This is a genomic window from Thermosynechococcus sp. TG215, assembly GCF_031583455.1.
In the GTDB taxonomy this organism is placed as follows: domain Bacteria; phylum Cyanobacteriota; class Cyanobacteriia; order Thermosynechococcales; family Thermosynechococcaceae; genus Thermosynechococcus.
Window position 1 is genome coordinate 1414366 of the sequence record NZ_CP134178.1, and the last position, 14222, is coordinate 1428587.

The window sequence follows — 14222 nt, forward strand, 5'->3', positions numbered from 1 at the left end:
TCATAATTCACGCTTTTTTTGATCCTTTACTGCCTTTACTACTGCCTCTATTACCACTTGTTGAAGTTGAGAAAAGTTCTTTAGATAGTTGCTAGGAAAATCAAGTTGATCATCCCTTAATGAAGCTTGTTGTAAGAGGCTATAAGTTTTTTGATTAATCTCAGGAAGATACTTGCTTTGTAATTCCTTTAGATGTTTATTAATGTCAAGCAAATCAGAAAAAGGATTAAATCTATCGCATTCCTTGAATCCATTTTGTAAACGTATCCAAAGAGCATCATAAGAACGAAAACCACGCTCATGATTTGTAACAAGATCAGAGTTGCCAGCAAAAATGAATAAGCAATATTCTAATACTTCAGTATCATCAATAAGCTGTCGAATAATTTCATAAACATCCGAAATAGCATTTTTAGTATAACTATATCTGTGAGTTTCAGGATTTTTCTCAGTTAGAACTTCAAGATCATCCACACTAATAACTAAACCTTTATTACCTGCAAGTCTTATTAGTTGAACAAGAGAGTTAATCCAGTCTCGAGCATTAAACTTTCTAATTTCTTCAAAAAGAAGTAAGGACTTAAATTCTTTTTTTTCTTCTTTAGTAATGTCATTGGTTGCAGAAAGCCACTTCTTTGCTTTTTCTATAGCATCCTGCTGATTAGCAATCATCCTATTGTATACAACTTGATAAACAAATGACTGAAATGATGGGGTAAAATCATATTTTTTAATTATTTTGGAAATTGCTTTTTTGATTTCACTAGTTGCAATTTGCGTATTGGGATATTGATCTCTAATCCTAGGAATGAACACTTCTGAACCATCATATTGATCATCAATAGAAAATTCCTGAGAAACTGTGCAGCAAATTCCTCTTACAACAAGCTCCAAGTCAATTTTTTTAAGTATTGATTGATAGAAGTCAACTAAGTTGTTTGGCCGGAAGTTCTTAGCAGATAAATAAACAGTTACATAGCCAGATGACTTTGCATCAAGCATAATCGAACGAATCAAATGGGTTTTCCCTGTTCCTTTATCCCCAACTAAAATTTTGACTTTACTGCCACCATTTGCAATAAAATAATCAAGTTGATATTTCTTAAAAAAATCAAGCCATATTTCTCGACCAACGGTCATTTTTTGAAGCAACTCTTCAGATTCAGGTGGTTGTCCATTACTTAGTAATTCAATATCATTGCGATTAATATTCACCTTGCCAAAACTCCAAATAATCAATCTAGTTATGCTCTATATTCTGACTTCTTGTGAATTGCTAAGATACCAAAAGACCTAGTATTATTTGGTGATTGAAATCTATAATTATTTTTTGAATCTCTATGAGAAGAAAATATAAAAATATAATCCTTATATTCTATGCTATTTTTTCTCAAAAGCTTTGATAGGTCGACCAAAAACATTGATTCAGTATATTTCTCTTTTGCTATTGACTTGATTGTCCATAGATTATAAATCTCTCTGATTAAAATGTTTCTACCCCATCTTACTTTCTGATCATTATTAAACCCAACGATGTATTGATAAGCGGTAAGTAGTTCTTGACAAATTTCATCTTCATCGAATCGCCTTGACCAAATGGCATTGTATTTTTCACTAACCCATCGTACTATGCTTTCTGGATTTAAGTTGTAGTTTTTCTCTCGTATTTTATCGCCTACGATTTTTGCCTGCTTCTTTTTTATATTAAAGATTAGTCTGTAGGGAAAAATTTCGTATACAGGGAAGCGACCCAAAAATCCAATATTATGTTCTCCGAACAGTCTTTCTATAATAGCTGCATACTCTGGGCTTATAAATAATTCTTCTTTCTGCTTTACATTGTTTTCTAGTTCTTCTAGGTGATCTTTTATCTTTGAAAAGCTACTGCATATAGTTTCATGACAAGAATTAAAATCATGTATATTCCATTCTTTAGCTAGATTGACTAATTCTTCGTAACGCTTTTGAAGAACTTTAATATCTCTTTTAATATCTAGTTTAGATTCTAACATTCTTCCTTGATAACAGCAAGATCCGATTCCTTACCAATCATTATAGCACAAAAATCTTGTACTTAATCAAATTTAATATGGTATTCTCCATAAAAATTCTTCAATAAATATTATTGAATATTACTGATTATTTCTTTTGCTATCACTTTCAAAATTGTGAGTCTTGGCAGGATAAATGCGTCCTCGCCACTGCTTAGGGCGTTGCCAAGAGGAGAGGGTAATTCGCAGGGCGGCGAGGGGATCCGCAAGGGGAGACAGCCAAAAGAGCCAGTGCCCTTGACCCGTCTGCCAATCATAGACAGGGGCGATCGCCAGTGTCATGCCGCAGCGGATCAGCACCAGCAAGCCATTGAGCAGTGTCGCCATCTCTAAAGGAAGGCTGGGAGTAGTCATTGCCAGTGCCATCAAGCCCAAAATCAACAGGGGCAACGGTAATCCCTGTACTGCCCAGAGGAAATAGGCATCGCCCCAGAGCTGGGCGGCGGGGGTGGCATCCTTGAGATCCAGCGATCGCCCCCATTCTCGCCATGTCTCCGCCATGCCCTCATACATCCGCACCTTGAGCACCTTGGAGCCATCGCGAAAGGCCACCCGTGCTCCCCTAGCTGCTGCCGCCCGCACTAACGTTACATCATCACAAAAGGAGGAAGCGGCAACTTGGTAGCCGCCCATTGCCTCGAGGCGCGATCGCCGAATGAGTAGGCACTGACCATTGGCCAGAATCCGCTCCGGCTGAGTTTCCACAGCGCGCGCTGCGCCAAAGCGGTAGATCAGCGTCAAGAGCAACGCCGGTTGCAGCCACCATTCACCGCCGGTCTTGAGGATAAAGCGAGGCGAGAGAGAAATCAGATCCAGTTGCTCCTGCTCTGCTGTCGCCAAAAGACTAGCTACAAGGCCGGGTTGCGGTTGGGTATCCGCATCAATGCCCAAAATCCACTCACTATCGGGATGGGCACGACAAAAGCCCGTATGTAAAGCCCAAGGCCGCCCCACCCACCCCGGCGGTAAGGGGGGATCAAACTCCAGTCGCAGACGCGGATCGCGGTGTTGTGCCGCGTGCACGATTTCAGCCGTGCCATCTTGGGAATGACTATCAACAATCAGAATTTCCCGCACCTCATAGCCTTGACGCATTAAGCCCTCTAAACAGGGTTGCAACCGCTGTGCCTCATTGAGGGTGGGGACAACAATTGAGACTTTGGCTAAGTTCTCTGGGCGGGAGGGCTGGGGGGTTAAGGGAGTCGGTCGTCGCCAACCTGATCCTAAACGGGCGATTAAAACAGCCGCCCAAGGTGCCTGTGCCAGGATCGCGGCGCTGGCGATCGCTGCTATGCCAACTGCAACGGTACTCAATTTTCTTCTGCCTCGTCCTCTGCTGGCGAATTTTCGGGGGGCGGAACATCCTCTGGAGACAGTTTCAGCCGTTTAATCGGTAAATTGGCAATCAAAGCCGTTGTCCGCTGATCCGACTCTAGGGAAACCGCTAGCCCCTCCGTTTCTAGCTCCACATAGCGGGAGACCACCTCTAAAATATCGCGCCGCAGATTGTCCAAAATTTGCGGTGTCAGGGCCGTGCGATCGTGGGCAAGAACTAACTTTAAACGCTCCTTGGCAGTGGTGCGACTGGGGGGAGTACGGGTAAACAGCCGCTCTAAAAGTTCACTGATCATCCCTTTGCCCCAAACAAGCGTCGAATGCGACCAAAGAGTCCACCGCTTGCCGCCTCTAAATCAAGAAACTCAACCTTTTCCCCCTCCAAGCGACGGGCAATATTCATAAAGGCCTGCCCCGCTAGGGACAGCGACTCTGCCAAGACCAAGGGTTCCCCTTTGTTGGTGGAAACAATCACCTTCTCATCCTCGGGGACAATGCCAATCAGGGGAATCGAGAGAATTTCTTGGACATCTTCGACGGACATCATATCGTTGGCAGCCACCATTGCTGGGCGTAAGCGATTCAAAATGAGATGGCTATTGCGAATGCGGTAGGCCTCCAGCAGGCCAATCACGCGATCGGCATCCCGTACAGCGGCAATTTCTGGCGTGGTCACCACCAAGGCTTCCTGCGCAGGGGCAATGGCATTGCGAAATCCCGCCTCGATCCCCGCTGGACAATCAATGAGCACGTAATCATAGTGCTTGCTCAGGGCTGAGGCCAACTGTCGCATCTGTTCTGGGGTAATGGCATCCTTATTGCGGCTTTGGGCTGCGGGCAGCAACACCAGCCTATTCAGGCGTTTATCGCGCACAAGGGCTTGATCCAAGCGACACTGCCCAGTCAGCACATCAATGGCGGTGTAAACCACGCGATTTTCCAAGCCGAGTAGTAGGTCAAGGTTACGCAAGCCAAAGTCGGCGTCAATGAGCACCACCGATCGCCCCAATTTGGCCAAAGCCACACCAATATTGGCACTGGCGGTTGTTTTCCCCACGCCCCCTTTGCCCGAGGTAATGACAATCGTGCGCCCCATTGAACTCCCTAGGAATTGGCTTACTAGAATAGATTATCTCAAGGTGCCTCGGATACGGCGAAGGCTCGCCCCCAAGTATCGGCGGGGGCAATCTGAATCCCTTGGTCTGTGGCGTAGGCCACCTCTGGATAAGGCGGGTTTGGCGGCTCTGGGGTACGTGCCAACAGATCAGCAATCCGTAACTGTGTGGCTGCCATTTCAAGGGTCATAATCCGTGCCCCCCGATTGCCCTTGGCACCGGCGTGGGCGATACCGCGTAATCGCCCCCAGACGATAATATCGCCGGCAGCAATGATACTGGCTCCTGCATTGACATCGCCAACAATCACCACAGTGGCGTCATGGTGAATTTCCATGCCTGATCGCAGGGTTGTTTTCAAGTAAAGGGGGTTGGCCATGGGGTCTGAGTCCCCCTCAGTCTCTTTTGCAATTAAGGGTGGCAGTTCCCCCTGCTGGACACTGTAGCCAAGGGTAGCGGCAGCGATCGCCGTCTGGCGGCGTTCGGTAATAATCTTGTCCAGTCGCAACTGATGCTCGCTGAGAGCCTCGGCCAACTGTTGAAGCTGTGACTGATCTAAAAGCCGCTGTCCGCAGGCACAATCTACGGGTAAGGTCTCTGACCAGAGGTGTTCTTGACCGACAAGGTAAAGTTGCAACTGCGGCCACAGGTCAATCCAGTCTAAATCGGCCGGCAACGTGAGTCGGTAGCGCCCTCCACAGTGTTCTAAAGCAAGGCCGCTGACAATGGGTGTGCTTTGCTCCACCTCAAGAGTTACCGCAGGGCTTTCAGCAGGTTCCTCTACGGGGGTTGACTCAGACTCACTCATGGTTTTTCCACTCGCAGTCGCTGTGTAATCAGAACCATGCCCGTATCGCGAATTAAGGCCACAGAGACCCAGCGATTACCGGCTTCTTGAGGCGCACGTCCCACCTTAAAAATCCCGCCCGCAGAGAGGAGTTCCAATTTGACGGGGCTAGGATTGGCGTAGGTTTGGGCGTTGATGGGCTGATCGCTGGCGGCGCCAAGGAGAATGGCATTGCCAATGGGTTCTTGCACAATCGCATCAAGGCTAAACTCTTCACCCGCACGCACGGCTTGGGGGAGGGAGAATTGCACCGTAGGCGGTGTCGCACCAATCGTGATCGTAGTTTTTTCGCTGGTAATGTCTTGGCGGATGATTTTGCCGTTGCGGATGACTTGGGTGGCTTGCAGGTTGCCACGAATGTTTTGCGGGCGATCGCTCGTGCCGCCGGTTCCCTCAATGGTTGTACTAATCTCTAGAATCCACTCATTTCCCTGCTGTTGCCAACGGTTCACCGTCGTGCGGTAGCGGATGTCACGGTAGGGTTGCCAAAACGTCGGCAGTTGTTTGCGCAAGATTTCAAGGGTGAGGCCGTCCCCTGTTTTGAACTCAGGGTCATAAAAGGCTAGCACTGCCTCTAGATTCTTTTGACTGGCTGCTGTATCCAACCCGTTAAGGAGGGATTGCAACGATTCTGGCAGAGCAGCCGGAGTGGCTTGCGCGAGGGGAGCCGCCCAAGTCTGCTCCTGTATCCCCCCACAGATCACTGCCAAGCCAAGAACTGAAACCAAAAAAGAGCGACGCATCATTCACTGCCTTTGCGACTCGTTTGCCATTAAGGTCTATTCATCAAAATTGGCGGAGTTATCTTGCTCGTCAGTGGGAGGACGATCCAAGGGTTGATAGGGCACATATTCACTGCCATCCGTTGTGCCTTCCGGACGGGGGCGGGGGGGTCGCCGTCGCACAGGGCGATCGCTCACTTCCGCAGTTTCCGTAATCGGCGGCGGCGGTCGGCGGGTTGGCCGGCGGGTTGTCGGTGTTGGTGGACGATAGGGTTCATCGACAATCTCATCTGCCGGTGGTGGGGTCGGTCGCGGACGCCTTGAAGGGGGACGCCGAACACTGGGGCGGCTAGGGGGTGGGCTACTGCGGCGTGAGGGTAAACGTCCGACCGGGGGGGCATCCTCTACATCCTCGTCTTCATAGCGCGATCGCGACACCTCACGACTGCCCCGAATTCGCCGCAGGGGTGGGTAATCCTCCTCCTCTTCCTCTTCATCCTCGTAGGGCTCGAGTTCCTCCAGCTCCGCTCGATAGGTGTAGCTACGGCTCACGGGTCGCTCTTCATCCACAATCGGGGTATTTCGCCGCGCCTGCTCGGTGGCCACCCGTCGTAGCCGAATACTCTCGTAGGCAAAAAAGGCAGCGGTGCCTGTTAGTAGAAACTGGCCAAACAGCAGAATTGGATCGAGGCGCCACCCTTGGAAAAAGAGAATCCCACCGCACAGAAGAGCCACTGCGGCGAAGAAAATATCGTGATCTCGCGCTAACTCTGGCTGAATCGAGCGCAGAAAATAGAGGAGCGCCCCCGCAACCGCTAGGCCAATGCCCAAAATACCAGCAGGCCCAAGCCCGACATTAACAATTTGACCAAGGAGGGGGGAAAAGGAAAGATACGTCATTTAACCGGTTGATTGAAAGGGCAAAATAAAACACAGAGTCACAGCGCTATGGCCATGACTCTATTTTAGCGATGATTGCAAAGCCCACCAGCTGCTTGGCTGCCTATGAAGAACGCTGCACTTTATCAATTTGACTAATGGTGATCAAAGCAGCGAAGGTTAAACCCAGCACCACCGCGCCGGACAATAGCCCAATAAAGAAACCTTTAAGAGAAGGGGTAATGGTCAACAGTAGAGGGTACGCAGAATGAATCATGGCTGTTGCTTGCAGGTCAAAGTGAACACTAGGATTTTAACAAAATCTGGCTTCGCTGCTATTAGACCCAGTGTCGCCAAGCTCGGAGTCGCGTCAGTAGCCGCTGCTGAAGGCGTTCCCAAAACGCAAAGGAAAGGACGCCTCGGGATTGCTCTCGTGGGACTAAGCCGATATTTGCCCCGACCGGTCTGAGCGATCGCCCCATGGCCATCGCCGCTTCGCGAGCCTCTTCTCTAGGAGGAATAAACGTGAGGGTGGGAGCGGGTAGCCAACGCGCCAGTTCGCAATAGCGATCGCGGGGATGATTTTTTACTTGTCCCTGCACCACCAACGTCGTCGATTCGCCACCATCCACCGCCGTTGCATCAGTGACGCCCTGCTCCAGTAAAAACGCCTGAAGCTGTGGAAAGGAGAGCCCCGGCGAACCACCATTGCCCCGCCCATCGCTGACGACGAAAATATATTCATTGCCCCGTCTGCCGAGAATCGCCTTAGGAGAAGTGCGATCGCTGTCATCCACAGGTAGCTTCCTGCCGCCCTCTAAAAGCTGCTGCGAGCCACTCACCACATGAAACGGCTGCGCAGGTAAGCTGCCTCGGTAAAACTCCATCCCCCCTTGAGCCGGGAAATGCACAATCGCTAAATAGCCCCCCTCATAGGGACGCACCACCTGACCATTCACGATGTAGGCTCCGAGAACCCCCGCTGGAATCGTGCCTCGACCGCTTAAGCAGGTCTGCCGTAGTGCCCCATAGTCAATACCCTCAGGCTTTAATTCCCCCATAACCCATTTCTGATAGTCCTGAAAGGAACGCAGGGAATTCGCATTTAACCAGCGGAAGAAATTCGTATTCATCGCTGCCACAGCTCCCGTCCGCCGCGCAAAAGCCGCTGTCGTTTCTAAATAGGTATCTTGGCCATTGGGGGCAGGTTCTGTCATGACCACCCGATAATCCGCCATCGGCGCAGCCACCATATATACCTGCGTTTGATCCACTCTATGGGTCGAGTACTGAAGAGTGGCTAATGAGAGGCCAACCCAAGGCAACACACTCAGCATCTATTTTCCTCCAGCACAGCCTTCAGTTTCGGTGGGCTATCTCTAACCTAGGACGCAAAAACAGATGATTCTGTCCCCAAGCTGCTTTAAGGATAGTGAATAAATCAACATAAATCTTTAGGTTCTTTTAACCCACATCCTTGGGGAATCTGCCTAGGATCAGGGTGGGATTTTCTGGACGCTTTGGCACCATGGAACAAATACCCGCTTCAATTTGGACACTCACCGCTGGCATTGTTGTTACCCTGATTAGCTTCTGGGTTGGTCATCACCATGGCCTCCTGCCGGAACAGGCCTCTGAGCAGGCTCCCTTGGTGGATAACTTCTTTGACATTATGCTCACAATTGGTACCGCTCTCTTTTTGGTGGTACAGGGTGCGATCATCCTCTTTGTGATTCGCTATCGCCGCCGTGCCGGTGAGGAAGGGGATGGCCTACCCATAGAGGGCAACTTACCCCTAGAGGCCTTCTGGACGGCCATTCCTGCCCTGATTGTGATTTTCCTTGGTATCTACAGCGTGGATATTTTCCAGCGCATGGGGGGACTGAATCCGGGGGATCATGCTCTGCACTCCATGCACACCCCTAAACCAGCAGTGGCGGTTGTTGCCGAAGCCCCCTCAAAAACCACCAGCGATGCAACTACCCTTTTAGCAGCAGCGCCAACCCCTGAAATTGGCATTGGTGCCAGCCCCGATGTTCAAGGCAAAGCCCCAGACGTAGTGGTGGATGTGGCGGGTATGCAGTATGCATGGATTTTCACCTACCCCGACAGTGGCATTGTCTCCGGCGAATTGCATATCCCAGTGGGCAAGGATGTCCAATTGAACCTCTCCGCACGGGATGTGATCCATTCCTTTTGGGTGCCGCAGTTTCGCTTGAAGCAGGATGCGATTCCGGGTGTGCCCACTGAACTGCGCTTTAAGGCTACCAAGGTCGGGACATACCCCGTCGTCTGTGCTGAACTCTGTGGTGGCTACCACGGTGCCATGCGCACGCAGGTGATCGTGCATACCCCAGAGGATTTTGAAGCGTGGCGCAGTCAAAACCAAGCGATCGCAACGACTCCCGTGATCCCCTCCCTGAGCGATCGCCATGTCGAGGAGATGGGCGTCACCCCCCAATTGGTGGCGCAAGTAGAAGCAATGACCCACCACCATTCTCCGTCAAAGCTGTAGTTTTCTTCCTACTGTTGCATTCTTGAGAGAGTTATGGCGCAAGCACAACTGCCGCTAGATACCCCCTTGTCGCTCCCTGAGCATCCCAAGGCGTGGAAGTGGTACGACTATTTCACCTTTAATGTTGATCACAAGGTGATTGGCATTCAATACTTGGTCACCGCCTTTATCTTTTACTTGATTGGCGGACTGATGGCGGTGGCCATGCGCACGGAGCTGGCAACGGCAGATTCAGATTTTCTCAATCCCAATCTCTACAATGCTTTCATGACCAACCACGGCACCATTATGATTTTCTTTTGGGTGGTGCCAGCGGCCATTGGTGGCTTTGGCAATTACTTGGTGCCCCTGATGATCGGGGCACGGGACATGGCTTTTCCCCGCTTGAATGCCTTAGCCTTTTGGCTGAACCCGCCGGCGGGGGCATTACTCTTGGCCAGTTTCCTGTTTGGCGGTGCCCAAGCGGGTTGGACCTCCTATCCGCCCTTGAGTACGATCACGGCCACTACTGCCCAGAGTATGTGGATTCTGGCGATCGTCCTTGTGGGTACCTCCTCGATCATGGGATCGGTGAATTTCATCGTCACCATCTGGAAGATGAAAGTGCCTAGTATGCGCTGGGATCAATTGCCCCTCTTTTGCTGGGCCATGCTAGCCACCTCTCTGCTGGCTCTAGTGTCAACGCCCGTGCTGGCGGTAGGGCTGATTTTGCTGCTGTTTGATATTAACTTTGGCACCTCGTTTTACAAACCCGATGCCGGTGGGAACGTTGTCATTTACCAGCACCTTTTCTGGTTTTACTCTCACCCGGCGGTGTACCTGATGATTTTGCCGATCTTTGGCATTATGTCTGAGGTGATTCCGGTTCATGCCCGTAAGCCCATCTTTGGCTATCAGGCGATCGCCTACTCCAGTTTGGCCATCTGCTGCGTGGGTCTCTTTGTCTGGGTACACCATATGTTCACCAGTGGTACGCCCCCTTGGATGCGGATGTTCTTCACGATTTCGACACTGATTGTGGCGGTGCCGACAGGAGTAAAAATCTTTAGTTGGGTCGCCACCCTCTGGGGGGGCAAGATTCGCCTCAACAGTGCCATGCTCTTTGCCATTGGCCTACTGTCGATGTTTGTCCTTGGTGGCCTCAGTGGTGTGACCTTGGGGACTGCCCCCGTGGATATTCACGTCCACGACACCTACTATGTGGTGGCACATTTCCACTATGTCCTCTTTGGGGGCTCCGTGTTTGGTCTCTATGCGGGGATTTACCACTGGTTCCCCAAAATGACAGGACGGCTCCTCGATGAGCGCTTAGGGATTCTCCACTTTGTGCTGACCTTTATTGGCACGAACTTGACCTTTTTGCCGATGCATGAGTTGGGTCTTAAAGGGATGCCCCGCCGCGTGGCCATGTACGATCCCCAGTTTGAGCCAATTAATCTCATCTGTACGATTGGTGCCTTTGTCCTAGCTTTCTCAATTATTCCTTTCCTGATTAACATCATTTGGAGCTGGAATAAGGGCAAAATTGCCGGCGATAACCCTTGGGGCGGTCTCAGCTTAGAGTGGACGACCAGTTCACCGCCGCTGATTGCAAACTGGGAAGTGCTGCCTGTGGTCACCAAAGGTCCCTACGACTACGGCATTGAGCAGCGCAAGGAAAGCACTGATGAGGATGAGGACGAGGAAGAGTAGGACGCTTTAGGAGCAAGCCATGCAAGGTACTGTTGACTCTCAAGCGACGGCCATAGCCGTTGATCATGCCCATGAGCACCCTGATTTTCGGGTTTTAGGGTTGCTGGTCTTTTTGATTTCTGAATCCCTAATGTTTGGTGGCCTCTTTGCGGCCTATTTACTTCTGCGGGGCATGAATGAGCAATGGCCGCCCGAAGGCACTGAGGTGGAACTTCTTGTGCCCACCATCAACACCATCATCCTTATTTCCAGTAGCTTTGTCATCCACTACGGCGATGTTGCCATCAAAAAGGATGACGTTCGCGGCATGCGCCAATGGTACTGGATCACGGCGGCCATGGGGGCAGTGTTCTTGGGCGGTCAAGTTTATGAGTACCTCACCCTCGGCTACGGCCTGCGCACCAATGTCTTTGCCAACTGCTTTTATGTGATGACGGGCTTCCATGGCCTCCATGTCTTTGTGGGGATTTTGCTGATTTTGGGGGTGATCTGGCGATCGCGCCGTCCCGGCCATTACAGTGCCCACAAGCACACGGGGGTCACCATGGCAGAGATCTACTGGCACTTTGTGGATGTGATCTGGATTATCCTCTTCACCCTGCTGTATATCCTGACTCGCTTTTAGGGGCAGGTCTTGAATTGGGGCGATCGCGGATCAAAGTTGCACTGATAGACCACAGGTGCTTGCCAACTCAAGGGAATTTCCAAGAGGTCACGGGTACCCGTAATTCCCTGCAAGAGAAAAAGAACAAGGGCAAGGGAATTCAAGCCAATGTGAATCCGCCGCCACCTGAGCGATCGATCTTGGTAAATCTCCCGCACAATGGCCACAGAAAAAATCATCAGCATCACCGCCGCCAAGCCAAAGTAAAAGTGGGAAACCCACCACTCGTCATCACGGCGAAAGACCCCCGGTTGAAAAGCTAGAATGGTCACCCCCATCCCTGAGAGGGTGGCAAAAACAGCACGCCATAGCTTCGATTGAGCACGATACAGCAGCGCCGTTGCTGCAATGGTGACAACAAACATCAGTGCCACGAGGACAACAGAGAGCGGTTGCAGTGTCTGATTCTCCGCCTGCATCAAGAAGCCCTGAAATCCAAACACCACTGAATAGGCCAAGGCCACCAATGTGATGCCAACCACGCCGGCTGCTAAAAGATTGCCCAATTTGACATGCAGGGTGCCCACTGTGGGTGGGATGGTGGTGTCTTTGAGACGACGCTGCCGCGTTTGCAGAGCAAAGAATGTGGTGATACCAATGACCGGAAAGACAAATGTGCAGGCCAAGATGGGATGCAACAGCAAAATGATGTCTTTGAGGTTGAGAAACATACTGGCTAAGAATGATAAGGCCAGTTTTAGGGTAACGAATCTAGGGGCGGGGCAAATCAAAGAACAGCACTGTTGTCAGTAAGCCAACTGTGGCCACCAACAAGGTCACTAGGAATCCCCAAAGCCGGGCATCTGTGCCCGCTTGTCGCTTAGAAATATCCTGCAAGGTGGACTCTACCGTATCAATCCGCTGCCCTAACTGTACTTCTATGGAATTGATACGCTGCTCCAGTTTGGCCTCCACAGCATTCATCTGTTGCTCCAGCTTAGCTTCGACAGCATTGATACGCTGCTCCAGTTTGGCCTCCACAGCCTTCATCTGTTGCTCCAGCTTAGCTTCGACAGCATTGATGCGCTGCTCCAGTTTGGCTTCGACGGCGTTGATGCGCTGCTCTAGCTTAGCCTCCACAGCATTGATACGCTGTTCAAGTTTGGCCTCGACAGTATCAATTTTGTCCTCAAGCCTTTGGAATTTCTCGTTACTCGTGGCGATGTGAATATCCAGCTTTTTATCCATGGCTTGGATGGCAGCCTGCATTGACTGCATATCGGCCTGCATCCCTTGGATAGCATCTAAAACTTGGCTCAATTCGGAACGGGTAACGGGTTCAGTCATGATGCTGATGCTTGATTAACGGACGTGGAGGGATTCGAACCCCCGACCCTCAGAACCGGAATCTGATGCTCTATCCACTGAGCCACACGTCCAGCCTTCTCATCATAGCATTAACCAAGGTAGGCTTGCTGAACCCGTGGATCATTCAGGAGATCTGCTGCACGACCGCTGAGGGTCACTTGACCCGCTTCAAGCACATAACCGCGATCGCCCAATTGTAAGGCTAGGTGCGCATTTTGCTCGACCAGTAGCATTGTCATCCCCTGTTGCCGCAGTTGTGCCAAGATGGCAAAAATTTCCCGTACTAAATTGGGCGCTAAGCCTAAACTGGGTTCATCAAGGAGCAGTAAGCGAGGACGACTCATCAGGGCACGAGCGATCGCCAGCATTTGTTGCTCACCGCCACTAAGGGTTCCCGCCAGTTGGTATTGCCGCTCCCGTAGTCTAGGAAAGCGCTTGAGTTGTTCTTCGAGGTCTTGTGCAATCTGCGCCTCATCTCGACGACAGTAGGCACCGAGAAGAAGATTGTCGCGTACGGTTTGGCGGGCGAGAACCTGACGCCCCTCTGGACAATGGGCAATGCCCAGCCTCACTAATTCATGGGGCGATCGCCCTGCAATCGATTGACCGGCAAAGCGAATGGTACCTTCACTGGGAACGAGTTTAGAGATGGCACGCAGCAGGGTGGTTTTGCCAGCACCATTGGCACCCACAAGGGTAATGCACTCGCCGGCTGCAATGGCCAGACTCACCTCGCGCAGAGCGCAAATGCCACCGTAGTGGACACTCAGGGACTCAATTTCCAAGATGCGCGCTTGAGAAGTCATCCCCTAGGCCGTGGTCTGTGATTCCTCCGTATTGGGGGAGCTACCCCGCGCCTCTTCCCATTCAGCAATAGCGGCATTTTCGGTTTGGGCAGCAGCACTGGTGACGAGGGCGCTAATTTCCCGAGGAGAGAACCCTTCTTCCAGTAGCTCCATATAGATAGGATGGAGGTTGCGTTGCAGTTCTTTGAAGATGGCGCGGGCGCGATCGGTATAGCGAAAGTTTTGGTCAAATAAGCTGGCCATCTGAGAAATCCAAGAGCACTGCCACTATCCTAAATCCTATCGGCA

The 14222-nt window shown here is 50.9% G+C and carries 17 protein-coding genes and 1 tRNA gene; 3 read left to right on the plus strand and 15 right to left on the minus strand.

The features are described 5' to 3' along the window. The 10 genes from RHJ02_RS06795 to RHJ02_RS06840 form a co-directional block, all read right to left on the minus strand. Complete coding sequence (locus RHJ02_RS06795) at window positions 1-1215, minus strand: BREX system ATP-binding domain-containing protein (RefSeq protein WP_310800062.1); 1215 nt, start codon at window positions 1213-1215, stop codon at window positions 1-3. A 29-nt stretch (window positions 1216-1244) separates the two neighbouring features. Next, entirely contained in the window at window positions 1245-2012 is a 768-nt protein-coding gene (locus tag RHJ02_RS06800; protein ID WP_310800063.1) for a hypothetical protein, read from the minus strand. Window positions 2013-2132: 120 nt separating this feature from the next. Beyond that, the gene (gene cruG / locus RHJ02_RS06805; protein WP_310800064.1) at window positions 2133-3365 is read right to left on the minus strand and encodes a 2'-O-glycosyltransferase CruG; all 1233 of its coding nucleotides are present in this window, start codon (window positions 3363-3365) and stop codon (window positions 2133-2135) included. After that, entirely contained in the window at window positions 3362-3682 is a 321-nt protein-coding gene (gene minE, locus RHJ02_RS06810; RefSeq protein WP_206199511.1) for a cell division topological specificity factor MinE, read from the minus strand. The genes cruG and minE overlap by 4 nt, the downstream gene beginning before the upstream one ends. Beyond that, the gene (gene minD / locus RHJ02_RS06815) at window positions 3679-4482 is read right to left on the minus strand and encodes a septum site-determining protein MinD (protein ID WP_206199512.1); all 804 of its coding nucleotides are present in this window, start codon (window positions 4480-4482) and stop codon (window positions 3679-3681) included. The genes minE and minD overlap by 4 nt, the downstream gene beginning before the upstream one ends. A 38-nt stretch (window positions 4483-4520) precedes the next feature. Beyond that, window positions 4521-5309 (minus strand): septum site-determining protein MinC, encoded by a 789-nt coding sequence (minC, locus tag RHJ02_RS06820; RefSeq protein WP_206199513.1) that lies wholly within the window; start codon window positions 5307-5309, stop codon window positions 4521-4523. Beyond that, window positions 5306-6094 (minus strand): nuclear transport factor 2 family protein, encoded by a 789-nt coding sequence (locus RHJ02_RS06825; RefSeq protein ID WP_302676387.1) that lies wholly within the window; start codon window positions 6092-6094, stop codon window positions 5306-5308. The genes minC and RHJ02_RS06825 overlap by 4 nt, the downstream gene beginning before the upstream one ends. A 33-nt stretch (window positions 6095-6127) precedes the next feature. Then, window positions 6128-6970: a Ycf66 family protein gene (locus RHJ02_RS06830; RefSeq protein ID WP_302677870.1), complete on the minus strand. Its 843-nt coding sequence runs from the start codon at window positions 6968-6970 to the stop codon at window positions 6128-6130. Between the two features lie 103 nt (window positions 6971-7073). Beyond that, the gene (locus RHJ02_RS06835) at window positions 7074-7226 is read right to left on the minus strand and encodes a photosystem II reaction center X protein (protein ID WP_149818106.1); all 153 of its coding nucleotides are present in this window, start codon (window positions 7224-7226) and stop codon (window positions 7074-7076) included. Window positions 7227-7287: 61 nt separating this feature from the next. Next, the gene (locus RHJ02_RS06840) at window positions 7288-8202 is read right to left on the minus strand and encodes a phosphodiester glycosidase family protein (RefSeq protein WP_310742799.1); all 915 of its coding nucleotides are present in this window, start codon (window positions 8200-8202) and stop codon (window positions 7288-7290) included. 275 nt (window positions 8203-8477) lie between these two features. Between RHJ02_RS06840 and RHJ02_RS06845 the strand changes: the two genes are divergently transcribed. Genes RHJ02_RS06845 through RHJ02_RS06855 form a run of 3 tightly spaced genes read left to right on the plus strand, consistent with a single transcriptional unit; the run spans window position 8478 to window position 11781 of the window. Next, complete coding sequence (locus tag RHJ02_RS06845) at window positions 8478-9464, plus strand: cytochrome c oxidase subunit II (RefSeq protein WP_315863717.1); 987 nt, start codon at window positions 8478-8480, stop codon at window positions 9462-9464. Window positions 9465-9497: 33 nt separating this feature from the next. Further along, a complete protein-coding gene (ctaD, locus tag RHJ02_RS06850; protein ID WP_310800066.1) occupies window positions 9498-11156 on the plus strand; it encodes a cytochrome c oxidase subunit I in 1659 nt (552 codons plus the stop codon). A gap of 19 nt (window positions 11157-11175) precedes the next feature. After that, window positions 11176-11781 (plus strand): heme-copper oxidase subunit III, encoded by a 606-nt coding sequence (locus RHJ02_RS06855; protein WP_206199518.1) that lies wholly within the window; start codon window positions 11176-11178, stop codon window positions 11779-11781. On the opposite strand, the gene RHJ02_RS06860 is transcribed toward RHJ02_RS06855, so the two are convergent. From RHJ02_RS06860 to RHJ02_RS06880, 5 genes are all read right to left on the minus strand, one after another. Next, window positions 11778-12491 carry a DUF4079 domain-containing protein gene (locus tag RHJ02_RS06860; RefSeq protein ID WP_206199519.1) on the minus strand — a complete coding sequence of 238 codons (714 nt, stop codon included), beginning with the start codon at window positions 12489-12491 and terminating at the stop codon, window positions 11778-11780. The two genes, RHJ02_RS06855 and RHJ02_RS06860, sit on opposite strands and share 4 nt — an antisense overlap. 40 nt (window positions 12492-12531) lie before the next feature. Beyond that, the gene (locus RHJ02_RS06865; RefSeq protein ID WP_206199520.1) at window positions 12532-13107 is read right to left on the minus strand and encodes an apolipoprotein A1/A4/E family protein; all 576 of its coding nucleotides are present in this window, start codon (window positions 13105-13107) and stop codon (window positions 12532-12534) included. Between the two features lie 19 nt (window positions 13108-13126). Further along, window positions 13127-13199 (minus strand) — tRNA-Arg (locus RHJ02_RS06870). An 18-nt stretch (window positions 13200-13217) separates the two neighbouring features. After that, on the minus strand, window positions 13218-13934 hold the full coding sequence (locus RHJ02_RS06875; RefSeq protein ID WP_310744384.1) for an ABC transporter ATP-binding protein: 717 nt from the start codon (window positions 13932-13934) through the stop codon (window positions 13218-13220). 3 nt (window positions 13935-13937) lie between these two features. Continuing rightward, window positions 13938-14177 carry a hypothetical protein gene (locus tag RHJ02_RS06880; RefSeq protein WP_310744385.1) on the minus strand — a complete coding sequence of 80 codons (240 nt, stop codon included), beginning with the start codon at window positions 14175-14177 and terminating at the stop codon, window positions 13938-13940. Window positions 14178-14222 lie beyond the last annotated feature (45 nt).

What these genes read in the sequence shown, in the direction of transcription:
- RHJ02_RS06800 (WP_310800063.1), bottom strand. Translation starts at nt 2,012, where the DNA reads ATGTTAGAATCTAAACTAGATATTAAAAGAGATATTAAAGTTCTTCAA.
- minE (WP_206199511.1), bottom strand. Translation starts at nt 3,682, where the DNA reads ATGATCAGTGAACTTTTAGAGCGGCTGTTTACCCGTACTCCCCCCAGT.
- minD (WP_206199512.1), bottom strand. Translation starts at nt 4,482, where the DNA reads ATGGGGCGCACGATTGTCATTACCTCGGGCAAAGGGGGCGTGGGGAAA.
- minC (WP_206199513.1), bottom strand. Translation starts at nt 5,309, where the DNA reads ATGAGTGAGTCTGAGTCAACCCCCGTAGAGGAACCTGCTGAAAGCCCT.
- RHJ02_RS06825 (WP_302676387.1), bottom strand. Translation starts at nt 6,094, where the DNA reads ATGATGCGTCGCTCTTTTTTGGTTTCAGTTCTTGGCTTGGCAGTGATC.
- RHJ02_RS06830 (WP_302677870.1), bottom strand. Translation starts at nt 6,970, where the DNA reads ATGACGTATCTTTCCTTTTCCCCCCTCCTTGGTCAAATTGTTAATGTC.
- RHJ02_RS06835 (WP_149818106.1), bottom strand. Translation starts at nt 7,226, where the DNA reads ATGATTCATTCTGCGTACCCTCTACTGTTGACCATTACCCCTTCTCTT.
- RHJ02_RS06840 (WP_310742799.1), bottom strand. Translation starts at nt 8,202, where the DNA reads ATGGTGGCTGCGCCGATGGCGGATTATCGGGTGGTCATGACAGAACCT.
- RHJ02_RS06845 (WP_315863717.1), top strand. Translation starts at nt 8,478, where the DNA reads ATGGAACAAATACCCGCTTCAATTTGGACACTCACCGCTGGCATTGTT.
- ctaD (WP_310800066.1), top strand. Translation starts at nt 9,498, where the DNA reads ATGGCGCAAGCACAACTGCCGCTAGATACCCCCTTGTCGCTCCCTGAG.
- RHJ02_RS06855 (WP_206199518.1), top strand. Translation starts at nt 11,176, where the DNA reads ATGCAAGGTACTGTTGACTCTCAAGCGACGGCCATAGCCGTTGATCAT.
- RHJ02_RS06860 (WP_206199519.1), bottom strand. Translation starts at nt 12,491, where the DNA reads ATGTTTCTCAACCTCAAAGACATCATTTTGCTGTTGCATCCCATCTTG.
- RHJ02_RS06865 (WP_206199520.1), bottom strand. Translation starts at nt 13,107, where the DNA reads ATGACTGAACCCGTTACCCGTTCCGAATTGAGCCAAGTTTTAGATGCT.
- RHJ02_RS06875 (WP_310744384.1), bottom strand. Translation starts at nt 13,934, where the DNA reads ATGACTTCTCAAGCGCGCATCTTGGAAATTGAGTCCCTGAGTGTCCAC.
- RHJ02_RS06880 (WP_310744385.1), bottom strand. Translation starts at nt 14,177, where the DNA reads ATGGCCAGCTTATTTGACCAAAACTTTCGCTATACCGATCGCGCCCGC.